At 70.3% G+C, this 23487-nt stretch carries 24 protein-coding genes; 10 read left to right on the plus strand and 14 right to left on the minus strand.

Annotation, left to right across the window (positions count from 1 at the left end; translation table 11 throughout):
- Positions 1-26 precede the first annotated feature (26 nt).
- Both ACWEMY_RS05945 and ACWEMY_RS05950 read left to right on the plus strand, forming a co-directional pair.
- Complete coding sequence (locus ACWEMY_RS05945) at positions 27-1613, plus strand: serine/threonine-protein kinase (RefSeq protein ID WP_452389064.1); 1587 nt, start codon at positions 27-29, stop codon at positions 1611-1613.
- Between the two features lie 16 nt (positions 1614-1629).
- Complete coding sequence (locus tag ACWEMY_RS05950) at positions 1630-2154, plus strand: hypothetical protein (protein WP_452389065.1); 525 nt, start codon at positions 1630-1632, stop codon at positions 2152-2154.
- A 144-nt stretch (positions 2155-2298) separates the two neighbouring features.
- Here ACWEMY_RS05950 and ACWEMY_RS05955 read toward each other — a convergent pair whose 3' ends face one another.
- On the minus strand, positions 2299-3150 hold the full coding sequence (locus tag ACWEMY_RS05955; protein WP_452389066.1) for an oxygenase MpaB family protein: 852 nt from the start codon (positions 3148-3150) through the stop codon (positions 2299-2301).
- A 115-nt stretch (positions 3151-3265) separates the two neighbouring features.
- On the opposite strand from ACWEMY_RS05955, the gene ACWEMY_RS05960 reads away from it, so the two are divergent.
- Entirely contained in the window at positions 3266-4693 is a 1428-nt protein-coding gene (locus tag ACWEMY_RS05960; protein ID WP_452389067.1) for an acyl-CoA synthetase, read from the plus strand.
- 3 nt (positions 4694-4696) lie between these two features.
- On the opposite strand, the gene ACWEMY_RS05965 is transcribed toward ACWEMY_RS05960, so the two are convergent.
- The 4 genes from ACWEMY_RS05965 to ACWEMY_RS05980 all read right to left on the minus strand — a co-directional run bounded on the left by ACWEMY_RS05965 (position 4697) and on the right by ACWEMY_RS05980 (position 8470).
- Positions 4697-5575: an RNA polymerase sigma-70 factor gene (locus ACWEMY_RS05965; protein ID WP_375929840.1), complete on the minus strand. Its 879-nt coding sequence runs from the start codon at positions 5573-5575 to the stop codon at positions 4697-4699.
- Entirely contained in the window at positions 5572-6651 is a 1080-nt protein-coding gene (locus tag ACWEMY_RS05970; RefSeq protein WP_452389068.1) for an NAD(P)/FAD-dependent oxidoreductase, read from the minus strand. The genes ACWEMY_RS05965 and ACWEMY_RS05970 overlap by 4 nt, the downstream gene beginning before the upstream one ends.
- Before the next feature lie 132 nt (positions 6652-6783).
- The gene (gene dapD, locus ACWEMY_RS05975) at positions 6784-7734 is read right to left on the minus strand and encodes a 2,3,4,5-tetrahydropyridine-2,6-dicarboxylate N-succinyltransferase (RefSeq protein WP_452389069.1); all 951 of its coding nucleotides are present in this window, start codon (positions 7732-7734) and stop codon (positions 6784-6786) included.
- 118 nt (positions 7735-7852) lie between these two features.
- Positions 7853-8470 (minus strand): hypothetical protein, encoded by a 618-nt coding sequence (locus tag ACWEMY_RS05980; RefSeq protein ID WP_452389070.1) that lies wholly within the window; start codon positions 8468-8470, stop codon positions 7853-7855.
- 285 nt (positions 8471-8755) lie between these two features.
- On the opposite strand from ACWEMY_RS05980, the gene dapE reads away from it, so the two are divergent.
- The 6 genes from dapE to ACWEMY_RS06010 all read left to right on the plus strand — a co-directional run bounded on the left by dapE (position 8756) and on the right by ACWEMY_RS06010 (position 15031).
- Positions 8756-9850 (plus strand): succinyl-diaminopimelate desuccinylase, encoded by a 1095-nt coding sequence (gene dapE, locus ACWEMY_RS05985; RefSeq protein ID WP_452389071.1) that lies wholly within the window; start codon positions 8756-8758, stop codon positions 9848-9850.
- A 27-nt stretch (positions 9851-9877) separates the two neighbouring features.
- Entirely contained in the window at positions 9878-10684 is an 807-nt protein-coding gene (locus tag ACWEMY_RS05990) for an LOG family protein (RefSeq protein ID WP_375929835.1), read from the plus strand.
- Entirely contained in the window at positions 10678-11232 is a 555-nt protein-coding gene (locus ACWEMY_RS05995) for an LOG family protein (protein ID WP_375929834.1), read from the plus strand. Before ACWEMY_RS05990 ends, ACWEMY_RS05995 begins: the two co-directional genes overlap by 7 nt.
- Positions 11233-11243: 11 nt before the next feature.
- On the plus strand, positions 11244-13010 hold the full coding sequence (locus ACWEMY_RS06000) for a long-chain-acyl-CoA synthetase (RefSeq protein WP_452389072.1): 1767 nt from the start codon (positions 11244-11246) through the stop codon (positions 13008-13010).
- 234 nt (positions 13011-13244) lie between these two features.
- Entirely contained in the window at positions 13245-14096 is an 852-nt protein-coding gene (gene folP, locus ACWEMY_RS06005) for a dihydropteroate synthase (protein WP_452389073.1), read from the plus strand.
- Positions 14093-15031, plus strand: coding sequence for a glucosyl-3-phosphoglycerate synthase (locus ACWEMY_RS06010; protein WP_375929832.1), 939 nt, complete (start codon positions 14093-14095; stop codon positions 15029-15031). Before folP ends, ACWEMY_RS06010 begins: the two co-directional genes overlap by 4 nt.
- Before the next feature lie 18 nt (positions 15032-15049).
- Here the strand turns inward: ACWEMY_RS06010 and ACWEMY_RS06015 are convergent, their stop codons facing one another.
- The 8 genes from ACWEMY_RS06015 to sigE all read right to left on the minus strand — a co-directional run bounded on the left by ACWEMY_RS06015 (position 15050) and on the right by sigE (position 21303).
- The gene (locus ACWEMY_RS06015; RefSeq protein ID WP_452389074.1) at positions 15050-15265 is read right to left on the minus strand and encodes a DUF6640 family protein; all 216 of its coding nucleotides are present in this window, start codon (positions 15263-15265) and stop codon (positions 15050-15052) included.
- 57 nt (positions 15266-15322) lie between these two features.
- Entirely contained in the window at positions 15323-16396 is a 1074-nt protein-coding gene (locus ACWEMY_RS06020) for an XdhC family protein (protein WP_452389075.1), read from the minus strand.
- 89 nt (positions 16397-16485) lie between these two features.
- On the minus strand, positions 16486-17058 hold the full coding sequence (locus ACWEMY_RS06025) for a hypothetical protein (RefSeq protein ID WP_452389076.1): 573 nt from the start codon (positions 17056-17058) through the stop codon (positions 16486-16488).
- 116 nt (positions 17059-17174) lie between these two features.
- Positions 17175-18032, minus strand: coding sequence for a hypothetical protein (locus ACWEMY_RS06030; protein WP_278263229.1), 858 nt, complete (start codon positions 18030-18032; stop codon positions 17175-17177).
- Positions 18033-18212: 180 nt separating this feature from the next.
- Positions 18213-18629 carry a Sec-independent protein translocase protein TatB gene (gene tatB, locus ACWEMY_RS06035; RefSeq protein WP_375929827.1) on the minus strand — a complete coding sequence of 139 codons (417 nt, stop codon included), beginning with the start codon at positions 18627-18629 and terminating at the stop codon, positions 18213-18215.
- Between the two features lie 33 nt (positions 18630-18662).
- The gene (locus tag ACWEMY_RS06040; RefSeq protein ID WP_375929826.1) at positions 18663-20198 is read right to left on the minus strand and encodes a S1C family serine protease; all 1536 of its coding nucleotides are present in this window, start codon (positions 20196-20198) and stop codon (positions 18663-18665) included.
- 11 nt (positions 20199-20209) lie between these two features.
- Positions 20210-20578 carry a hypothetical protein gene (locus ACWEMY_RS06045; protein ID WP_375929825.1) on the minus strand — a complete coding sequence of 123 codons (369 nt, stop codon included), beginning with the start codon at positions 20576-20578 and terminating at the stop codon, positions 20210-20212.
- A 74-nt stretch (positions 20579-20652) separates the two neighbouring features.
- The gene (gene sigE / locus ACWEMY_RS06050; RefSeq protein ID WP_375929824.1) at positions 20653-21303 is read right to left on the minus strand and encodes an RNA polymerase sigma factor SigE; all 651 of its coding nucleotides are present in this window, start codon (positions 21301-21303) and stop codon (positions 20653-20655) included.
- 270 nt (positions 21304-21573) lie between these two features.
- On the opposite strand from sigE, the gene ACWEMY_RS06055 reads away from it, so the two are divergent.
- A complete protein-coding gene (locus ACWEMY_RS06055; RefSeq protein WP_375929823.1) occupies positions 21574-22206 on the plus strand; it encodes an O-methyltransferase in 633 nt (210 codons plus the stop codon).
- A 30-nt stretch (positions 22207-22236) separates the two neighbouring features.
- Here the strand turns inward: ACWEMY_RS06055 and glgC are convergent, their stop codons facing one another.
- Positions 22237-23454, minus strand: coding sequence for a glucose-1-phosphate adenylyltransferase (gene glgC, locus ACWEMY_RS06060; protein ID WP_375929822.1), 1218 nt, complete (start codon positions 23452-23454; stop codon positions 22237-22239).
- Positions 23455-23487 lie beyond the last annotated feature (33 nt).

Raw genomic sequence — 23487 nt, forward strand, 5'->3', positions numbered from 1 at the left:
ACACGGGATCGGAAGGCGCACAACGCATGCATGGGGTGGGGATCGGTGCGGGCACGGTGTTCGCCGGGTACCGGATCGTGCGGACACTCGGCCGCGGTGGGATGGGCACCGTCTACCTGGCGGCACATCCGCGGCTGCCGCGTCAGGTGGCGCTCAAGCTGCTGAACCGGGAACTCTCGGCTGACGCCGAGGTGCGTGGCCGGTTCGAGCGCGAGGCGGATGTGTCCTCGCGGCTGGATCATCCCGGCATCGTGTCGGTGCTCGATCGCGGTGTCGAGGACGGGCTGATGTGGATCTCGATGCAGTACGTCGACGGGACCGATGCCTCGGTATTTCGTGGCACGCCACTGTATCCCGCCCGGGCGGTCGGCATCGTCACCCAGACCGCCGAAGCCCTGGACTACGCTCACGAGCGCGATGTGCTGCACCGGGATGTGAAGCCCGCCAATATCCTGCTGGCGGCCGCGCGGACCGGAGATCGCGTGGTACTCACCGATTTCGGTATCGCCCGGCTACGCGGTGACGCCCGTCAGCTCACCCGCACCGGCGACTTCCTCGCCACCCTCGCCTACGCCTCGCCCGAACAGCTGTCCGGTGGCGAGATCGACCACCGCTCCGATCAGTACTCGCTGGGCTGCACGCTGTTCACCCTGCTGACCGGCGAAAGTCCTTTTCCCGCAGACAATCCCGGCGCGGTGGTGGCGGCGCACCTGACCAAGCCGGTGCCCCGGGTCTCCGCGACGGTTCGTCATCTGCCTGCGGGGATCGACGCGATCATCGCCCGGGCGCTGGCCAAGGAACCGGCCGAAAGATTCGACAGCTGTGCGGAATTCGCGCAGGCGGCCGCTGCGGCTCTGTCGGGCGGTGCCGGTCTGTCGGTGTCACCCGCTCCGTCGACGGCGACCTTCCCGCCCGCGTATTCGCGACCGGGTACCGGTGCGACAGCGATGAGCGATGCTCATCAGCCGACTGTCGTGAGTACCCCGCGTGCCGTACCTCGTCCGCCGATCGGCCCGGCGTCGTACGGTCGGCCGCCGTATCCGCCCGACCGCCGGGTGTCCTCGGGTTGGCGCACACTCTCGGTCCTGCTGGTGCTGCTGGCGGTGCTGGGCGTGGCCGCCATCGGTGTCGCGGGTGTCTACTGGAAGTTCATCCGTCCCCAGCGCCTGGCCCCCACCATGCCCTGGGGCCAGCACCATTCGATCGCCATCGCCTATCCCCAGATGATCCCCACCGATCCCCAGGGCCTGGGCTGGCGCGACGCGCGCTGCGTGGGCGCGGGCACGGTCGTCGCGCTGGCGGGCGACCCGGTCCCACTGGGCCAGATCATCTGCACCCAGCCCGACGGCGTCACCGTCTGGTACACGAAGTACAACTCCGCCGACGACGTCAGCGCCTATCTCACCGCCCACACCGACCGCGTCGCCGAACGCGACTACTCCCGCATGGGCACCCTCGTCCTGTTCCGCCCCACCGCCCCCGGCGCCCCCTTCACCCTCGCCACCCACGGCTGGATCAACCCCTTCACCGACACCATCCTCGTCGAAGTCTCCTGGCCCACCCACACCTTCGACGACCTCCGCACCCAGTGGTGGGACCAGGCCCCCCTCTGACTCGAGAAGGACTGACATGCGCTGGATCGTTCCGAATGTCCTTGTTCTCGCGATGGTGGCAGTCGCGGTATCCGGGTGTGGATCGCCCGACGAACCGACAGCGCCATGCCTCGGGCAGGCGTTCGACCTGAAATCCGGGGCAGAGCCATTGGGGTCGGGTAAACGGCTGATCGAGGAGTTCGCGTCGGCGGTACACAACGAGGTCGAGTCCGTGGCGGTGGGAGAGCTGACGGCAAAGGCGGGATGGTCGGGTGAATGGGATCGTGCTGTACAAGTGAATTTCTTGACGACCGTCGAATCTTTCAATAAGAAGGCGGGAACCCACTTGGCGGCCAACTGCCTGCTTGGCATACCGGGTCGGGTGATGTCGAACGATGATGCTCCGACATCGAATACGTACACAGTGTTTATCCGCAACGGTGAGCCGGTTCAGGCGGTTGACTGGCGGGATTGCACTCCTGACCTGCGTATGGGCGTTCCGTTTGCAACGCCGAGCACTGTGTTGACTTACCGGGTTGATTCTGTGATGTACGCGGAGTAATCCGGTGAGCTTTTCGATGCGTTGGGGATGGAAGCCATCGAGGACAGGCCGGTTGTCCTTTCGTTGTGTCGCGGAGATCGCCCCGGAGGCGAAACTGTCCATCGAATGGAGCTTCCCCGGCGAGTGGTAGCCACGTCGTCAGTGTCAGACCAGGGGCTTTCCCCGGCGTTGGCGGCGGCGCATGTCGGCGAGGGTGGCGTTGAAGGGGAAGTTGCGGAGGGGGCGGGGGAGGCGGCCGACGACGGCGCCGGTGGTGCGCATGAGGCGGTTGAGGCGACGTTCGTCGCGGGGGGTCCAGGTCATGCCCATTTCGGTGCGGAGGTGTTCGGGGAGCAGGCCGGTGGTGTACCAGCGGTGGAAGCGGGCGAAGGGGAGGCGGATCGGGGTGGGGAGCATGCGGAGGTCGAGGAGGCCGTCGAAGTAGGTCTTGATGGTGGGGTCGATGCTGGTCAGGGGGAGGTGGGTGGACCAGTAGGCGTCGAAGGCGGCGCGGTCGGCGGGCCACATGTCGCGGGGGACCTGCAGGGTGGTGCCGAGGTGGTGGGCGTAGGTGTAGAAGACGTCGGCGATCTCGTCGTCGGTGGGGCCGTGCAGGCGGCGCATGACGTCGACCGAGCCCCAGTAGAGACAGGCGGCGACCCACAGTTGCAGGTTGCGGTCGAAGGCGTTGTATTTCACGGGGCTCTCGGCGGTGGAGCGGACGTGGCGGTGCACGCTGTCCACGGCCGCGCGGAAGGCGGCGCGGTCCTCGTCGGTGCCCATGAGGGCGACCGAGAGGTAGGTGAGGGTGGTGCGGGTTCGTTTCACCGGATGACGCATGATGCTGCCGCTGTGCACGCGTGATTCCGCGACGCCGTAGCCGACGGGGGCCAGGCTGAGCTGCATGATCACATTGGCGGTGGCGCCGTAGAAGGCGGCCGCCCCGTCGACATAGTCGCGAATATCGAAATCGGCCGGTTCGGATCTCGGCGAACGCGAGCGAGCGAGGATGGTCATCGTTGACCCCGTCTTCATCGGTGAGAGAACTATACGTTGAATGTCTCATTCTGTCGCCGGGGTGTCAACGGACGGCGGCGTACCGCGCCGGACCACACCGGGTTAGCGTGGACGAATGCCTTTCGGTCCGCCGCTGCTGCTCGCCTCACTCGATCCGATCGCCGTCGCCGCCGGGGCCGACATTCCCGACGCCGTCACCATCGATGATGCCACCGTCTCGCGCTCGGATCTGCTGGGTGCGGCAACTTCGGTGGCGGAACGGGTCGCGCGGGCGCAGCGGGTCGCGGTGCTGGCCGAACCGACGCTGCGCACGGTGCTCGCGGTGGTCGGCTGCCTGATCGCCGGGGTGACGGTGGTCCCGGTGCCGCCGGATTCCGGCAGTGCCGAGCGCGAGCACATCCTGCGCGATTCCGGCGCCCAGGCCTGGGTCGGTCCCGCGCCCGAGGGCACCGAGCTGCCGGTGATCCCGGTGCGCCTGCACGCGCGCTCCTGGCACACCTATCCCGAGCCCGACCCGGCGCGCATCGCGTTCATCCTCTACACCTCCGGCACCACCGGCGCGCCCAAGGGCGTGATGCTCAGCCGCGGTGCCATCGCCGCCGGGCTGGACGCGCTCGCCGAAGCCTGGGCGTGGACCTGGAAAGACACTCTGGTGCACGGACTTCCGCTGTTCCACGTGCACGGGCTGATCCTGGGGCTGCTGGGCCCGCTGCGGGTGGGCTCGCCGGTGATCCACACCGGCAAGCCGACGCCGGAGTCCTACGCGCGGGCCGGCGGCAGCCTGTACTTCGGGGTGCCGACGGTGTGGTCGCGCATCGTCGAAAAGCCGGAGCTGGCCAAGGAATTGAGCGCGGCACGGCTGCTGGTGTCGGGGAGCGCGCCGCTGCCGGTGCCGGTGTTCGAGCGGCTGACCGAGCTCACCGGGCAGGCGCCGGTGGAGCGCTACGGCATGAGCGAGACCATGATCACCCTGTCGACCCGCGCCGACGGCGAACGTAGGCCGGGCTGGGTGGGGACGCCGGTGCGCGGCGTGGAAACCCGTCTGCGTGACGAATCGGGGGAGCCGGTCCCGCACGACGGCAGCAGCATCGGTGGTTTGCAGGTGCGCGGCCCGATGCTCTTCGACGGCTACCTCAACCGTCCCGAGGCCACCGCCGCGGACTGGACCGAGGACGGCTGGTTCCGCACCGGTGACGTCGCCGTGATCGATCCCGACGGCTTCCATCGCATCGTCGGCCGCGAGTCGATCGACCTGATCAAGTCCGGCGGCTACCGCATCGGCGCGGGCGAGATCGAGACCGCGCTGCTCGGGCACCCGGCCGTGGCCGAGGTCGCGGTGGCGGGCCTGCCCGACGACGACCTCGGCCAGCGCATCGTGGCTTTCGTGGTGCCCCGCGAGGCGGGCTCGCCCGCGCTGGCCGAGGAGCTGACCGCCTTTGTCGGCGAACAGCTCTCGGCCCACAAGCGCCCCCGCGAGGTCCGCTTCCTCGCGGCCCTGCCGCGCAATGCCATGGGCAAGGTGCAGAAGAAGCTGCTGGGCTGAGCGTCAGTCGGTGAGCCGCACGGTCGCGAGCTTGGCGGGATTGCGCACCGAGTACAGCGCGGTGACCACCCCGTCGACGACCTCGATGGTGGTCACCTGGTCGACCACCCCGTCCAGGGTGGTCACCACCGCGGGCATGGCGTTGTAGGTGGCGATCCGCGCGCCCAGCTCACCCCGCTGCGCGCCCTTGCCGAGCAGCCCGATGACCAGCCGCGCCACCTTGTCCGGCCCGACCACCGGGCGCCGTGCCGCGCTCACCACGCCGCCGCCGTCGCCGAGGAACACCACATCGGGGGCGAGCACGTCCATCAGCGCCTGCACATTGCCGGTGGCGGCGGCCAGCGAGAACCGCTCGACCACCGACTGCGCCTCGGCGGGCGTGGCGACGGCGGTGTGCCGCTGCGCGTGCACGCGGGCCCGCGCGCGCTGATTGAGCTGGCGCACAGCGGCTTCGGACTTGTCGACCGCGGCCGCGATCTCGGCGTAGTCGAAGGCGAACACCTCGCGCAGCACGAACACCGCGCGCTGCAACGGGGTGAGCGTCTCGAGCACGAGCAGCATGGCGACGGTGACGTCCTCGCCGGTGAGCACGTGCTCCACCCCGCCGTCGGCGGTGGTGGCCAGCGGCTCGGGCAGCCACGGGCCCACGTACTCCTCGTGCCGGTGCGCGGCCGAGCGCAGCACCCCCAGCGCCTGCCGGGTGACGATCTGGGCCAGGTAGGCGCGGGGATTGCCGACCGCGGACAGGTCGACTCCGCGCCAGCGCAGGTAGCTGTCCTGGAGCACGTCCTCGGCATCGACCACGGTGCCGAGGATCTCGTAGGCGATCGAGAACAGCAGCCGCCGGTTCTCGGCGAAGGTGTCCTCGTGCGGGCCGGTCATGGTTTGCGGCCGCGCAGCCAGACGGCGTTGCCGGTGCGCGCGGCGTAGGTGGCGTAGCGCACGATGCGTTCCTTGGCGACGGCGGCCGGGCGCCGGGCGAGGTGCAGCGGCAGCGGGGTGTCGTCGCCGCGGGTGGCCTGGAGCACGGCGTCGCGGCGGCCGATGCTCAGCGCCTGCCCGACCGAGGCCATCGAGAAGGGTTGCGGCGCACGTCCTTCGATCATCCGGGCGAGCGTATCGGCCGCGTGCGCGCCCTGCGGACCCGCGGTGGCGCAGGCCATCCGGGCGCCGGGGACCGCGGCGCAGTCACCGATGACGAACACGCGCGGGTCGGTGACGCTGCGCAGGTGGGTGTCGACGAGCGCGCGGCCCTGGGCGTCGACGGCGAGCCCGCTGCGCGCGGCGAGTTCGGGCACCCCCGAGACGACGGCCCACAGGGTCAGATCCGTGTCGAGCGCGGTCCCCGAGCGCAGGTGTACCCGCGACCCGTCGACATGATCGATCTCGCCGCGCACACACTCCACGCCCAGCCGCTCGAGCCCCCGGCGCGCGCTGCGCTGTCCACCGCGCGACAGGCTCGCCCCGAGCGTGCCGCTCACCAGGCGCACCCGCAGATCCGGCCGCGCCTCGGCGACCTCGGCGGCGGTCTCGATACCGGTCAGGCCACCGCCGATGACCGTGACGACCCGGTCCGCGGGCAGGGCGGCGAGGGCGACCCGCGCCAGCTCGGCGCCCTCCCAGGTGGCGACGGGGATCGTGCCGGGCAGCGGCTGGGCGGTGCTGCCGACGGCCACCAGCAGGTGGTCGAAGGCGAGATCGGTGCCGTCGTCGAGGGCCACCGTGCCGTCACCGATCTTGTCCGCCGCGGCCACGCGCAGCGTGATGCCGGGGCGCAGCATCTCGGTCAGCGGAATCGCCGCCGACCCGGTGCCCGCCAGCTGCTCGTGCAGCCGCACCCGCTGGATGAAATCGGCCCGCGGATTGACCACGGTGATCCGCGCCCCCGCTGTCTTGGCGGCCAGCCGGTTGGCTGCCCCCGCGCCCGCATACCCTGCCCCGATCACGACGATGTGCATCGCTGCCTCCTGCTGTTGGATGGTGCGTTCGACCATGGGATGCGGCAGGGCCCGGATCTGTGACGGTGATCTGGATCACCGCAGGCAGAAGGCCCCGTACTCGGGGAGTACGGGGCCTTCCGCGACGGGTGCTCAGTCGTTGGCGTGCAGGGCGGCGTTGAGCTCGACGCCGGTGCCCTTGCGCGGCACCACCTCGACGGTGCCGGTGGTGGAGTTGCGGCGGAACAGCAGGTTCGACTGCCCGGACAGCGTCGCGGCCTTGACCACGGTGCCGTCGGGGCCGGTCACCTTGGTGCCCGCGGTGACGTAGAGGCCCGCCTCGATCACGCAGTCGTCGCCCAGCGAGATGCCCAGGCCGGAGTTGGCGCCCAGCAGCGAGCGCTCGCCCACCGAGATGACCTGGGTGCCGCCGCCGGACAGGGTGCCCATGATGGAGGCGCCACCGCCGACGTCGGTGCCGTCGGCGACCACGACACCGGCCGAGATGCGGCCCTCGACCATCGAGTTGCCCAGGGTGCCCGCGTTGAAGTTGACGAAGCCCTCGTGCATGACCGTGGTGCCGGAGGCCAGGTGCGCACCCAGGCGCACGCGGTCGGCGTCACCGATGCGTACACCGGAGGGGACCACGTAGTCGACCAGGCGGGGGAACTTGTCGATGCTGAGCACGGTCACCGGGCCGCGGGCGCGCAGCTTCAGGCGGGTCTGCTCGAAGCCCTCCACCGCGCACGGGCCGTGGTTGGTCCACACCACATTGCTGAGCAGGCCGAACTGGCCGTCCAGGCTCAGGCCGTGCGGCTGGACGAGACGGTGCGAGAGCAGGTGCAGGCGCAGGTAGACGTCGTGCGCGTCGACCGGGGCGGCCGACAGGTCCGCGATGGTGGTACGCACCGCGATCACCTCGACCCCGCGCGCCGCGTCCACGCCGAGCAGCTCGGCGAACTCACCGGCCTCCGACGCCTCCAGGCGCTTGGTGCCGGTCTCGCTGACCTCGCCCAGCTCCGGGCTGGGGTACCAGGTGTCGAGGACGGTCCCGTCCGAGGTCACATTGGCGATACCGACTGCGGTGGCTCCCTGAATACTCACAACCCCCATTTTGCCGGGTCGGCCGCGCGAAGTGTGCGCTACCCCCGCCGCAGGCGACGAGAAAGGGGTGTGCGGGCCGCTGTGGCCCGCACACCCCTCACGGTGCTACCGCGTCAGATCAGGGCTGACCGGTGGCGAACGCGATCACGGCGTCCAGGAACTCCTGGCCACCCATCACGTAACCGCCGATGAGCATGCCGGCGGGGATGGTGATCAGCCACAGGAACGGGATGAACGCGCCGATGATGCCACCGATCGCGATACCCGGCAGGTTCTTGTTGACCTGCTCCATCAGGCGGTCGTAGGAGCTGATGTCCTTCAGCTCCGCGACGTTCTGCAGCTCGGTGGTGTCCTCGGGGGTCATCGAGGCGGCCAGCTTGACGCTGCGGCCGTCCGCGCTGATCTCCTGGGCCACCGCGATCGGCAGACCGGCGACCTCGGACTTCAGCGCCACCTGGTCGACCGTCGCGCCGTTGTCGGCGATCAGGGCGACGGCGGAGCCGTCCTCGGTCAGCTGGAAGCGACCGCTGTCCACCGACCAGGTGATGGTCTTGTCGACCGGCGAGACGGTGGTGTTGTAGTTGATGCCCTGCGCGACACCCGAAGTCACGCCCCCCGAAGCCACCACGGCCGGCTGCTCGGTCGCCACGGCGGGCTGACCGTTCGCGGTCGCGGCGGTGATACCCACCGCGGTCACCGCGAGGAAAACAGCAGTGGTGATCTTTCCGAACTTCATACTGATGAACCCCTCCATGTGTTTGCTGTCCCGATCGGGACCGCCGCCGTAACGCTAGCGGAGCGAAAAACGATGGGGCACACCCGGGTTCGTCGTCATGAGATCGTCATATTTGCTCGAGCAGGCACTTTGCGGTCCTGTGACGGGAGGCGCCGAGCGTCACCCGGGTGGGCGCGGGTTCGCTGGGACGATGCTGTGCGCCGGATCGTCCGCCCCGGCCCCGCCGATCGCCGCCCGCGCGCGCGAACACGGGGTGTGGGCCGCCGGGCGTACTACTGTCGAGATGTGACTCTCGATTTGCGCGCCGATCCGATCCAGCTGACAGCCGCCCTCGTGGATGTCCCCAGTGTGTCGCGGGACGAGGCCAAGATCGCGGACCTGGTCGAGCAGGCCCTGCGCGAGCAGACCAGCGGATTCGAGATCCTGCGGCACGGCAATGTGGTGCTGGCGCGCACCGCGCGCGGGCTGCCCACCCGGGTGATCCTGGCCGGGCACCTGGACACCGTCCCGATCGCCGACAATGTGCCCAGCCGCCCGGCTGAGGTCGACGGGGAACCGGTGCTGTTCGGCTGCGGCACCGTCGACATGAAGTCCGGCGATGCGGTCTTCCTGCACCTGGCCGCCACCATCACCGACCCGGCCCACGATCTGACGCTCATCTTCTACGACGGCGAGGAGATCGCCGCGGAGTTCAACGGTCTCGCCCACATCGAGCGCGACCTGCCCGAATGGCTCGAAGGCGACCTCGCCGTGCTCGGTGAGCCGTCGGCGGGCTGGATCGAGGCGGGCTGCCAGGGCACCCTGCGGGTGCGGTTGAGCACCGCGGGCACGCGCGCGCACTCGGCCCGCGCGTGGCTGGGCGAGAACGCGATCCACGGGCTGGCGCCGGTGCTCGAGCGGCTGTCGGCCTACCAGGCCCGGCAGGTCGACATCGACGGCTGCGTGTACCGGGAGGGGCTGTCGGCGGTGCGGGTCTCCGGTGGCGTGGCGGGCAATGTGGTGCCCGATGTCGCCGAGGTGGATGTGAACTTCCGTTTCGCGCCCGATCGCAGTGTGGAGCAGGCCGTCGAGCACGTCCGCGAGGTCTTCGCCGGGCTCCCGGTGACCTTCGAGATCACCGATTCCTCACCGGGCGCGCTGCCCGGGCTCACCGCGCCCGCCGCGCGCACCCTGATCGACTCGGTCAACGCGCACGGCGGCGGCGGGGTGCGCGCCAAGTACGGCTGGACCGATGTCTCCCGCTTCGCCGCGCGCGGCATCCCGGCGGTGAACTTCGGCCCCGGCGATCCGAACCTGGCGCACAAGCGCGACGAGCACGTGCCGCTGGCGCAGATCACCGCCGTCACCGCCATGCTGCGCACCTACCTCACCCGGAGCTGAGCGGCCCGCGGCAAGTAGGTTGGGAGCATGTCTACCGATTCCGCGGACGAGCAGGGTGGGAAGGTCAGATCGACGGCGAAGTTCCGGGGACCGGTGATGTTCCGGCGCGAACGCAAGCCGGGCGTGCGCACCGCCGACCGCAACCTGCTGGACTCGCGCCAGGACGCCGACTGGGTGCACACCGATCCGTGGCGGGTGCTGCGCATCCAGGCCGAGTTCGTCGAGGGTTTCGGCGCGCTGGCCGAGGTGCCGCCCGCGGTGACGGTGTTCGGCTCGGCCCGCACCCCGCGTGACCATCCGGAATACCAGGCGGGCGTGGCCATCGGCGCCGCGCTGACCGAGGCCGGGTTCGCGGTGATCACCGGCGGCGGCCCCGGCGCGATGGAGGCCGCCAACCGCGGGTCGTCGGAGGCGGGCGGGTACTCGATCGGCCTCGGCATCGAGCTGCCGTTCGAACAGGGCCTCAACGAGTGGGTGGACCTGGGGATCAACTTCCGCTACTTCTTCGTCCGCAAGACCATGTTCGTGAAGTACTCGCAGGCCTTCGTGTGCCTGCCCGGCGGTTTCGGCACCCTCGACGAGCTGTTCGAGGCGATGACGCTGGTGCAGACCCGCAAGATCACCCGGTTCCCGATCATCCTGTTCGGCACCGCCTTCTGGTCGGGCCTGGTCGACTGGCTGCGTGACTCGCTGGCCGCCTCCGGCAAGATCTCGCCCGAGGACGTCGACCTGATCCAGGTCACCGACAGCGTCGAGGAGGTCGTGCGGATCATCCAGGCCGACCACGTCGGCCACCCGGATATCGAGCGGCTCGGCAGCGAGGACCAGTGGTGAGCCGTGCGATCTGCGTCTACTGTTCGGCCAGCACCACCGACCCCGAACTGATCGGCCTGGCCGCGCGCGTCGGCACCGAGATCGCCCGGCGCGGTTGGAGTCTGGTCTCCGGCGGCGGGCACGTGTCGATGATGGGCGCGGTGGCCACCGCCGCGAGGGCGGGTGGCGCGCACACCCTCGGGGTGATTCCGAAACATCTGGTGCACCGGGAAGTCGCCGATGTCGACTCCGACGAGCTGGTCGTCACCGACACCATGCGCCAGCGCAAGCAGATCATGGAACAGCGCGCCGACGCGTTCCTGGCGCTGCCCGGCGGAATCGGCACACTGGAGGAACTGTTCGAGACCTGGACCGGTGGCTACCTCGGTGAGCACGACAAGACCGTGGTGGTGCTGGACGCGAACGGCTTCTACGACGGGCTGTTCCGCTGGATCGACGAACTGTACGAGCGCAACATCATGACCCGGCAGGCGCGGGACCGCATCATCGTGGTCACCGACCTGGCGGCCGCGTTCGCCGCGCTGGAACCGGCTGCGGCGCAAGGGTAGGAGAGATCGACGTGAGCAATGACGCCCGCGACACGGTGAGCGTGTTCGACCTGGCCAAGGCACTGCCCGGGATGGCCAAGGAGGTCCCCGGCATGCTGCGCAACGCGCGCGGAATGCTGGTGGGGCCCAAGGACAAAGCCTCCATCGGCCTGTACTTCCAGCGGGTCGCGCACCGCCACCCGGACCGGGTGTTCCTGCGGTTCGAGGGCAGTTCCTACACCTATCGGGCCGCCAACAGCGAGGTCAACCGGTATGCCGCGGTGCTGACCGCGCGCGGGGTGCGCCGCGGCGAGGTGGTCGGCGTGCTGATGACCAACCGGCCCGAGACGCTGTTCACCGTGCTCGCGGTGCTCAAGCTCGGCGCCACCGTGGGCCTGCTCAACTACAACCAGCGCGACCAGGTGCTCGCGCACAGCATCGGCCTGCTCGACAGCGTGCTCGACGTGGTCGGCGCCGAATGCGCCGAGGCGCTGGACTCGCTGCCCGAACCGGCCGCGAACGTGCTGCCCGCCGAGGAGCTGGCCGAGGCCGCGCGCACCGCCGCCGACGCCGACCCGGCCGTCTGCGCGCAGGTCACCGCGGGGGAGCGGGCCTTCCTGATCTTCACCTCCGGCACCACCGGGATGCCCAAGGCCAGCGTGATGACCCATCACCGCTGGACCAAGAGCATGTCCGGCCTCGGCGGGCTCGGGGTGCGGCTGCGCGCCGACGACGCCCTGTACTGCTGCCTGCCGCTCTATCACAACAACGCGCTCACGGTCGCGCTGTCGTCGGTGCTGGCCGGCGAGGCGACCTATGTGCTCAGCCGCAAGTTCTCCGCCTCGAACTTCTGGGACGAGATCGCCCGCGAGCGCGCGACCGCGTTCATCTACATCGGCGAACTGTGCCGCTACCTGCTCAACCAGCCGGTCCGCCCGGCCGAGCAGGGCAACCGGGTGCGCCTGGCCGTCGGCAACGGGCTGCGCCCGGAACTGTGGGACGAGTTCCGCCGCCGCTTCGGCATCGCGCGGGTGGTCGAGTTCTACGGCTCCAGCGAGGCGCCGCTGGCCTTCGTCAACGCCTTCGGTGTCGACCGCACCGCCGGGCTGTGCCCGCTGCCGTACGCGGTCGTGGAATACGACGACGAGACCGGCAAGGCCCGGCGCGGCCGCGACGGGAAGCTGCGCAAGGTGCGCTCGGGTGGGGTCGGGCTGCTGCTGGCCAAGGTGAACGACCGTCAGCCCTTCGACGGCTACACCGACAAGACGGCCTCGGAGTCCAAGCTCGTGCGCGACGGCTTCAAGAAGGGCGACTGCTGGTTCGACACCGGTGACCTGGTGCGCGACCAGCACTTCTGGCACATCGCCTTCGTCGACCGGCTCGGCGACACCTTCCGCTGGAAGGGCGAGAACGTGGCCACGACCGAGGTCGAGGGCGCCCTGGACCACGACGACCAGATCGAGCAGGCCGTGGTCTACGGCGTCGACATCCCCGGCACCGACGGCAAGGCGGGCATGGCCGCGGTCACCCTGCACCCCGATACCGAGTTCGACGGCCGCGCCCTGGCGTCCACCGCCTACGCGCGTCTGCCGCTCTACGCGGTGCCGCTGTTCGTGCGCGTGGTCGCGGAACTGGAGCAGACCTCCACCTTCAAGAGCCGCAAGGTGGAACTGCGCAAGCAGGGCTACACCCCGGACGACGAGAGTCAGCTCTACGTGCTGTCGGGCCCGTCGGAGGGCTATGTGCCCGCCTACGACGACTACGCGGCCGACGTCGCGGGCGGCCGAGCCCCGCGATAGCCCGGAATCGCCCGGAGACCGCAAGGTAACGTCTGATTTCGCATGAACACCGGTAACCCGTCGGGCACGCCCGAACCGCGACCAGCCACCGAACCGCCCGCCCGGCATGCCGGCGGCAGCGGTTCCGAGTCGTCGGCAAGAGTCGCGGAGAGGCGGGACGAGCCCGCCCGGCATGCTGGCGGCAGCGGCTCCGAGTCGTCGGCAGAAGTCACGCAGCGGCGGGCGAGCCCCAGCTTGTGCGGGCGGGTGGTGCCGGGGGATCGGGCGCTGGTGATGGCGATCGTGAATCGCACGCCCGATTCCTTCTACGACCGCGGCGCCACCTTCACCGACGAGGCCGCCATGGACCGGGTGGCCAGGGCCGTCGACGAGGGCGCCGACCTGGTCGACATCGGCGGGGTGAAGGCGGGCCCGGGCGCCACCGTCGACGCGGCCGAGGAAACGCTGCGGGTGGTGCCGTTCGTCGCGGCGATCCGCGCGAAGTATCCCGACCTGTTGATCAGTGTGGACACCTGGCGCAGCGAGGTCGCGCGGGCGGCGGTGGCCGAGGGCGCCGAGCTGATCAACGACACCTGGGCGGGCGCCGACCCGGACCTGGTGCGGGTGGCGGCCGAGACCGGCGCGGGGATCGTGTGCAGTCACACCGGCGGCGCCGTGCCGCGGACCCGTCCGCACCGGGTGCGCTACACCGATGTGGTGGCCGAGGTGACCGCGACGGTGGTGGCCGCGGCCGAGCGCGCGGCCGCGGCGGGGGTGCGCCGGGACGGGATCGTGATCGATCCCACGCATGATTTCGGGAAGAACACCTATCACGGGCTCGAGTTGTTGCGCGGAATCGACAGTCTCGTAAAAACCGGATGGCCAGTACTGATGGCACTGAGCAACAAGGATTTTATCGGGGAGACTCTAGGGGTAGGTCTCACCGAAAGGGTCGAGGGCACCTTGGCGGCCACCGCGTGGTCGGCCGCCGCGGGCGCTCGGATCTTCCGGGTTCACGAAGTCGCCGAAACCCGGCGGGTCGTGGACATGATCGCCGCGATCCAGGGCATCCGGCCCCCCGCACGAACTCTGCGAGGTCTGGCATGAAAATCCAACACCGCGAGCCCGCCTGGGCCACCACCCACACCTGGGACACCCCCGACTGGACAGTGGACGCACTCGTCGCCGCCAAGGCGGGCCGCACCGTCTCGGTGGTGCTGCCCGCGCTCAACGAACAGGACACCGTCGCCGACGTGGTGGCCAGTATCCGGCCGCTGCTCGGCACGCTCGTCGACGAACTGATCGTCCTCGATTCCGGCTCCACCGACGCCACCGCCGCCCGGGCCCGCGCCGCGGGCGCCGAGGTGATCACCCGCGAGGAAGCCGTCCCCGAACTCGAACCGCTGCCCGGCAAGGGCGAGGTGCTGTGGCGTTCGCTGGCCTGCACCACCGGCGACCTGATCGCCTTCGTCGACTCCGATCTCATCGACCCCGACCCCGCGTTCGTGCCCAAGCTGCTCGGGCCCCTGCTGACCACGCCGGACACGCACCTGTCCAAGGCGTACTACCGGCGCCCGCTGCGTCAGGGCGAGTCGGTGGACGCGCACGGCGGCGGCCGGGTCACCGAGCTGGTCGCGCGCCCGCTGCTGGCCGCGCTGCGCCCCGAACTGGCCCAGGTGCTCCAGCCCCTGGGCGGTGAGTACGCCGGCACCCGCGAGCTGCTCACGGCCGTGCCCTTCGCCCCCGGCTACGGGGTGGAGATCGGCCTGCTGCTCGACACCTACGACCGTCTCGGCCTCGACGCCATCACCCAGGTCAACCTGGGCGTGCGTACCCACCGCAACCGCCCCCTGTCCGACCTCGGCGTCATGAGCCGCCAGATCCTCGGCACCGCCCTGCGCCGCAGCGGCGTCCCCGACTCCGGCGCCGCCCTGACCCAGTTCCCGCTCATCGGCAACGAATTCATCCCCCACTCCACCGAGGTCTCCCTCGAGGACCGCCCCCCGATGAAAACCCTCCGCCCCGAACAGGTCGCCGCCTGACCGACGCCACCGCCGGTGCTAGACCTGGGTTCCGGCCGGTGCGGGACGGTAGGTCAGCACGGTCGCGGCCGTGAGGACGATCAGCAGGATCGACATCACGATGTACTGGGCGTCATGGAATTTCGCGTGCGGGGGCCAGGCGTCGTTGCGCAGGTGCTGCTCGGCGCTCGCCGGGATCGTGCAGCATCGCCTGGGTACCCGCCAGTTCGCGGCGCAGGTCGGCGCGGAGGTCACCGGTGGGCTCGGACCGGGCCTGGGCGATTCGGCCGAGTGTAGAGGCCCTCGGGCCGGTCAGCGGTGTGGATGAATGGGACCGTCGAGGTCGGCGAGGGGGCGGGCCGTGGCGGTGGTGCGGGTGGCGAGGATCTCGGCGAGGATGGAGATGGCGGTCTCCTCGGGGGTGTGGGCGGCGAGGTCGAGGCCGAGGGGGCTGTGGATGCGGGCGATATCGGCCGGGGCGCAACCGGATTCGCGCAGGCGGGCGGTGCGGTCGGCGTGGGCGCGGCGCGAGCCGAGGGCGCCGAGGAAGGCCAGGGGCAGGGGCAAAGCGGCGGCCAGCAGGGGGACGTCGAATTTCGGGTCGTGGGTGAGCACGCAGACGACGGTGCGGTGGTCCAGGCGGCCCGCGCGGTGTTCGGATTCGAGATAGCGGTGCGGCCAGTCGATAACCACCTCGTGCGCGCCGGGGAATCGGGCCGGGGTGGTGAAGGTTTCGCGGGCGTCGACCACGGTGACGTGGTAGCCGAGCGGGGTGGCGGCGGCCGCGAGGGCGCGGGTGTAGTCGTCGGCACCGGCCAGGATCATCCGGGCGGGGGAGCGGAAGACCTGCACGAAGGTGCGGGGGCGCGTCGCCGCGGCGGGGGTGCAGTCCTGGGCGCCGACGATCCCGTGGCGACCCGCGGCGAGCAGGGCGGCGGCGTCGCGGTCGAGATCGCGCCACGGTTCGTGCTGTTCCGGGGTCAGCAGCCTGTGGTCCGGCGTGGATTCGAGGGTGGTGGCCAGGGCGATCGGGCGGTGGGCGGTGAGCGCCGCGTCCAGCTCGCGCAGCAGGGGGACGGCGGTGTGGTCGAGACGTTCGACGAAGACCTCGATCTCGCCGCCACAGGGCAGTCCGACCGCGAACTCGTCGGCCGCGGCGAAGCGTTCGGTGCTCGCGTGGCCGTCGCGCAGCACCTGTCCGGCGGTGTGCAGGACGGCGGCCTCGACACAGCCACCCGACAGCGAACCCAGCACCCGGCCGTCGCCGGTCACCGCCATCGCGGCCCCGGTCTCGCGCGGGCCGGCGTCGGTACGGTCGACGATCCTGGCCAGCGCCACGGGCTGGGCGGCGAGCAGTGCGAGCACCGGTCCGAGCAGTTCACGCATCGCGCACCGGCCTTCCCGCGGTCGCGGGGGACCGCTGCGACCAGCCTAGCTATCGCCGGGCATGCGCGCGCGCCGAGCGCGGGGGAGTGTCAGTCGAGGATTTCGCGGCGGTGCAGGCCGGCGGGGATGGTGCCCGCGTGGAAGAAGTCGCGGAAGACCTCCGTCGCGTGGTCGGCCGTGAACACCTCTTCCGGGTAGACGTAGGTGTCCTCGTCGCCGTGCGGCAGGTACACCGTGGGCAGGCCGAGGCGACTGCCGGTGGCACCGAGGGTGTAGCGGCGGGTGACGTGGTCGATGGTGGTGCGCAGTTGCAGCGTCATCGCGCCCGCCGAGCCCGCGCAGTGCAGCGCGAGGTCTCCGCGGGCCGCGCTCACCGTCGCGGTGACGTCGGTGGCGGGCATCGGCTCGGGGAGCAGGGTCAGTTCGAGCGCGTAGCGCTGGTGCCCGTCCATCCGGCGTAGCGGGCGCAGGAAGCTGTCGACGTCCTCGTGCGGGCCGATGAAGACCTTCAGCCGGTCGCTGTAGGTGACGCGGTGCGTGGCGACGATGACCTCGTCGGCCACCGGCGCGGCCTCGAACGGGGGGACGGGGTGGGGGTCCGGGGTGCCTGCCGCGCGGACGGGCAGGACCCGGCACGCGCTGGCCTCGGGAGACGAGAACATGTGACGCTCACCTACTCACACTCGGTTACTCGCTAGCAATCTAACCATCGTGGACGACTTGTGATCCATAACAATACCGTGATGCAGATCACAAAGCATGGTTAGTTTAATTCCGGTTATGGATGAACCCGGGTCGTAGCCAACCTGGGGTCGGTTTCGTGCCGGTAGACCGGGGTGAGCAGGTCCGCGTCTACCGGTTCTCCGGTCGTGCGGTCATACCGAACCGCAATCAACACCGAGAACAGCTGCGTGCTCGCGCGTTCGTGCAGGGTCGCGAGCCGGGTCGCCAGCAATCTGATCGCACCCAGCGAGCCGGGCGGATGCAGGCCGTCGATGAGCATGATGCTGCCGCGCCGGTCGGGGCGGGGCAGCCGGGCCAGGTAGGCGATGTCGTGCGGTTCGGTGCCGCCGGGCCGGTAGACGCGCCGCGCGGCCCGGTCCTCGATGCCGCGCCGGGTGTCGCCCGCGCGGGTGACGGTACGGCGCAGCCGAGGATCGGCGACCACCAGCTGGCGCAGGCTCGGTGAGAGCTCCGGGCCGCCGAGGATCACCAGGCCGTCGCGATTGAGATCGATCGGCCTGCCGGGCAGGAAGGTCTCCACCGTCGCCACGAAGCCGAGCTGGCGCAGGAGCTCGGCCAGGCGTTGCGGGGCGGCCGGATCGGGCGCGCCGAGCAGCCTGCCCGCGCGGACCTCCGGCGCGAGGACGGTCAGCGCGCCGTGCCCGAAGAACAGTCCCTCCGGCACCGGGCCCTGGGTGCTGACCTGATGGATCCGCGCGCGCGATAGGCCGGCGGCGGCGCCGATCCTGGCGAAAGTCCAGCCTTCGGCATGGAGTTCGCGGATCACGGCGCGCCGGATCCTGGTGAGTTCGTTGATGGTCTGCTGGGCAGCCGCCACCCCGTCGGTGGCCGCTTTGAGTCTCTCGACCTTGTCCTCGATCGCGAAGACTCTTGCCACGTCATCGGCCGACATGTGCGAAGTCTAGACAGCTCGACAGCATTCCGTGTCTATATCGGTTGACATCCAACTGTCCTGTGCGACAACGGGAATTCTCGCGAAATTGTCGGCAATCACAAGGATGCGAGGTCGGCGCGGCAACACCGGGTGTGCGCGATCACGTGGCAAATGCCGACCGTGCGGTGTGTTCTGGGCTCAGGTGGCGTCGGAGTCGATCGGCGGACGCTCGTTGTGCGTCAGCGGCTTCTGCAAGGAGGGGGTCGAGCCGCCCGGCATGCCGCTGCTGGTGCCGAAGAGCTGCTGCTTGTCGGGCACCGCGCTCTCCAGGTCGCGCAACACCGAATCGTCGCCGCCCAGCAGGTGCTTGGTCACCGCGGCGCGCGGGCTCATCGACCGCAGCTCGTTGAGCTCGGCCAGCGGCTTGCGCAGCTCGTCGAACTCCGGCCCCAGCTCCTGCTTGAGCTGACTGGTGGCCCCGCTGGCGTAGTCGCGCACCTGGCGCAGGGAACGGGTGGTCCAGCGCACGGCGCCCGGCAGGCGCTCCGGGCCGAGGATCACGAGGGCGGCGACGAGCAGGATCATCATCTCGCTCCACCCGATGTTGCTGAACACGAATCCAGGGTACCCGGCGCGCGACGCCGCTGGTCAGTCGGATTCGAGGGTGACCGGGACGTCCACCTGCCTGCCGTCGCGGATCAACTGCACGTTCACCTTGTCGCCGATCTTGTGCTGCTGCACGGCCACGACCAGCTCGTCGGGATTGGTGACCTCACGGTCGCCGATCTTCACGATCACATCGCCCTCGACGATGCCCGCCTTGGCCGCGGGGCCGTCCGGGGTGACATCGGCGACGGCGGCGCCGCTCATCACCTCGTTGGCCACGGTCTTGGTGCGTGCGGTCAGGCCGATCACCGGGTGGTGCATCTGGCCGTCGTTGATGAGCGTCTGGGCGACGTTCTGCATGACGTCGACCGGGATGGCGAAGCCGAGGCCCACCGAACCGCCGGTCTCGCTGCGGATGGCGGTGTTGATGCCGATCACGCGGCCCTGCATGTCGACCAGGGCGCCACCGGAGTTACCCGGGTTGATGGCGGCGTCGGTCTGCACGGCGTCGATGACGGCGTTGGTGTCGCTGCCCTCACCGGCCAGCTTCACCGGGCGGTGCAGGGCGCTGACGATGCCGGAGGTGACGGTCTTGCTCAGGCCCAGCGGGGAGCCGATGGCCAGCACGTCGTCGCCGACCTGCACGTCGGCGGACTTGCCGAGATTGGCGACGGTGAGGTTCTTGGCCTCCACCTTGAGCACGGCCAGGTCGGTCTTGGGATCGCGGCCGACGATCTGGGCGGGCACCCGGGTGCCGTCGGAGAACTGCACCTGGATGGCGGCGCGGTCGGACTTGTCGGTCGCGGCCATCGAGATGACGTGGTTGTTGGTGACGACATAGCCCTTGCCGTCGATCACCACACCCGAACCGGTGGCGCCGTTGTCGCCGACGGTGACCCGGATGGAGACCACCGAGGGCAGCACCGCGTTGGCGACCGCGGCGATGCGGCTGTGCGGCTCCTCGGTGCCGCCGGTCTGGTCGAGGGTGACCTCGCGCGAGGTCAGGGTGGAGGCGGTCTCGGCGGTGATCCGCCCGACCAGCCCGCCCACCACGGCGATACCGAGCGCCAGGGCGGCCAGCACGGCCAGCGCCTTGGGCGCGACGGTGGAGCCGAACAGCACCTCGCGGGCGGTCAGTTTGGGCGCGTCGGGCGGGCGCTTGACCGGCGCGGCGGCGACGGCGGGAGCGCCGAGGCGGGCCGCGGCGGCCGGATCACGCCAGGGATCGACAGGACCGGCGACGGCGGGGGAGTCCTCGGTGGCACCCGGCTCGCGCTGGAGCAGCTCGTCGGAACCCTCCGGCCGGGCGAACGCCTCGGCCAGCACGCCGTCGGGCGGGCGCTGGGTGACGAGCTGATCGGTCTCGGCGGGCCGATCGGTGGGCCGGGGTTCGTGCGGGGCGAACGAGCCGGACTGTCCGTTCGGACGGCGGAACGCGCGCGCGGTATGGCTGTCGATGTGCGGCCGGTACACCGGGCGCGGTCCGAGGTTCGGCGCGTCGGAGGGACGCAGGTTTCCCCGCTCCGCCCCCGAATCCGTGTGCTCGGTCGATCCGGAATTCGTCGATTCGCCTGTCACGTGTCGAGACTCTACTTGCGCCGCCAGGTTGTCCACCGGGTCGCGGTGAAGGAATCGGTGATGAATCCGAGAAACGCCTCGTTACGGCGCGGCGGCTGGGCCGGCGTGCCGGGCAGTTCGGCCAGCGGGATGCGGGTGAGACTGTCGTGCAGGCTGCGCGGCACGGCCACCTCGGCGGCGCGACGCAGCGCGATGCGGGCCTGCTGCTGGGCGTCGACCTCGGCCGCGCACTCGGGGCAGACCGAAAGATGCTGGGCGGCACGCAGATACGCGTTCATCCGCAGCTCGCCGTCGACATAGGCCGCGACCGCCTCGCTGGCCAGGTGCTCGGTGGGCTGGAAGCGCGGCGATCGACCCGCCGCTCCGGGGTCCACACTCATGCGGAGATCATCCTTCCGACCGACATCGACCGACCAACCGGGGACACCACACCCGGCGTCACCCAGCGTAGGCGTCAGCGGAGTACCGCTGCTGTAGTTCCATTATGCGCAAGGTGCTCGCGCAGTGCCTGCCGCCCACGGTGGATCCGGCTGCGCACGGTACCCAGCTTGACGCCGAGCGTCGCGCCGATCTCCTCGTAGGACAGGCCCTCGATGTCACACAGCACCACCGCGGCGCGGAACTCCGGCGCCAGCGCGTCGAGTGCTTTCTGCAGGTCGGGGTCGAGGCGCGCGTCGTGGTAGGCGTCCTCGGGGGTGGGGCCCTCGGCGGGCACCCGGTCGTAGTCCTCGGGTAAGGCTTCCATCCGGATGCGGTTGCGGCGGCGCACCATGTCCAGGAACAGGTTGGTGGTGATGCGGTGCAGCCAGCCCTCGAAGGTGCCCGGCTGGTAGCTCTGCAGCGATCGGAAGACCCGGATGAAGGTCTCCTGGGTGAGATCCTCGGCGTCCTGGGCGTCGCCGGAGAGGCGGTAGGCCAGGCGGTAGACCCGGTCGGCGTGTTCGCGGACCAATTCGTCCCAGGAGGGCATGACGGTGCGGTCACCGGTCGCGTCGAACGCGGCGGTGCCGGTGAGCTCGGCATCGAGGATCTCGCCCTCGGCGGCGAAGTCTGCGGGGAGGGTGTGATCGGGCAGTGTGGCGTTCGGACGCGCCGTGTCTACCATCGGGATGGGACACCTCCTACTCGGGACCGCCGGCACGAGGCCTGCCGGTCCGGGTCAGCGAACCTTGCTTACCGGAATCAACCAGCATCGGTGTGTGGTTGTTCCCGTCTCGTGCCCGCCGCGATCGGCTGGCCTTGCGTAGGGCAACTATTTCCTGTCGCGATATGGGACAGGTGTGGGGATCCTGAGTGTGGCCTGAGAATCGACATTTCGCCGCACCCGCGCCTTCGCTGAATACACAGACCCCCTCGGTGGCCTAGCCTCTTAGCTGTGGCATCGAACGTGGAGCGGAACCTGGCGTACGTGGAGGAGTCCGTCGTCGAGGACGAGGTCCTCCTCGAGGCGCGGGAGCGGGCCACCGAACTGGGGGCAGCGCCCGTGCCCGCCTCGGTCGGCGCGGTGCTGAGCATGTACGCGCAGATGCTGGGCGCCCGCGCGGTCGTCGAAGTGGGTACCGGCGCGGGCATCAGCGGGTTATGGCTGCTCGACGGCATGCGTGAGGACGGCACCCTCACCACCATCGATTCCGAGCCCGAGCATCAGCGCGCCGCCAAGGAGGCCTTCCGCACCGCCGACATCCCGCCCGCGCGCACCCGGCTGATCAACGGCCGCGCGCTCGACGTGCTGCCCCGGCTGGCCGACGGCGCCTACGACCTGGTCTTCGTCGACGCCGCGCCGATGGAACACCTGCACTATGTGGAGCAGGGCGTGCGACTACTGCGCGAGGGCGGCGCCATCATCCTGCACAACGCGCTGCTCGGCGGGCGTGTCCCCGACCCGGCCCAGCGCGACCCGGCCACCACGGCGGTGCGCGCCGCCACTCGCGCCATCGCCGAGAACCCCGACCTCACCAGCGTCCTCATCCCCATCGGCGACGGCTTGCTCTGCGCCTCGCGGTGCTGAATTGCGGCTGGCGCCGCGGGTCGAGGCGGGTCACCCTACCCAGATGCCTTTGCCTACGGTGACCACCCCGCCGTTGCTCACCGCGAAGCGTTCGCGGTCGCGGTCCAGGTCGACACCGATGATCTCGCCCTCGCCGACCACCACGTTCTTGTCCAGGATGGCGTGGCGCACCACCGCGCCGCGCCCGATCCGCACCCCGGGCATGAGCACGCTGCCCTCCACGGTGGCGCCGTCGTCGATCATCACGTTCGAGCTGAGCACCGAGTTGCGCACGGTGGCCGCCGACAGGATCGAGCCGGACCCCACGATCGACTCCTGGGCCAGCCCGCCCTGGGCGAACTTGGCCGGGGGCAGGTTCTCGGCGGCGCCGCGGATGGGCCAGTGCTTGTTGTAGAGGTTGAACACCGGGTGCACCGAGACCAGGTCCATGTGCGCCTCGTAGAAGGCGTCGATGGTGCCGACGTCACGCCAGTAGCCGCGGTCGCGGTCGGTCGCGCCGGGCACCTCGTTGTCGGCGAAGTCGTAGACGGCGGCCTGGCCCGCGGCCACCAGTGCCGGGATGATGTCGCCGCCCATGTCGTGGTCGGAATCGGAGTTCTCGGCGTCGGCGCGGATGGCCTCGACCAGCACGCGGGTGGTGAACACGTAGTTGCCCATCGAGGCGAAGGTGACGTTCGGGTCGTCGGGCGTGCCGGGCGGGTGCGCGGGTTTCTCCAGGAACTGGGTGATCCGGCCGGACTCGTCGGAGTCGATACAGCCGAACGCGCTCGCCTCGCTGCGCGGCACCCGGATACCCGCCACGGTGACACCCGCGCCGGAGGCGATGTGGCTGGCGACCATCTGCTCCGGGTCCATCCGGTACACGTGGTCGGCGCCGAAGACCACGATGTAGTCCGGGTCCTCGTCGTAGATCAGGTTGAGCGACTGCATGATCGCGTCGGCGCTGCCGGTGTACCAGCGCGGCCCGAGCCGCTGCTGGGCGGGCACCGGGGTGATGTACTCGCCGGTGAACCCGGACAGCCGCCAGGTCTGGGAGATGTGGCGGTCCAGCGAGTGCGACTTGTACTGGGTGAGCACGCACAGGCGCAGATAGCCCGCGTTGACCAGATTGCTGAGCACGAAATCGATCAGCCGGTAGGCGCCACCGAACGGCACCGCGGGCTTGGCGCGGTCTGCCGTGAGCGGAAACAGTCGTTTGCCCTCGCCACCGGCGAGCACGATCCCGAGTACGTGCGGCTGGCTCCTCACCCTGCTCAAAGTACAGGTCCGCGCAGGCGTCGG

Source organism: Nocardia sp. NPDC004415 (assembly GCF_053602435.1).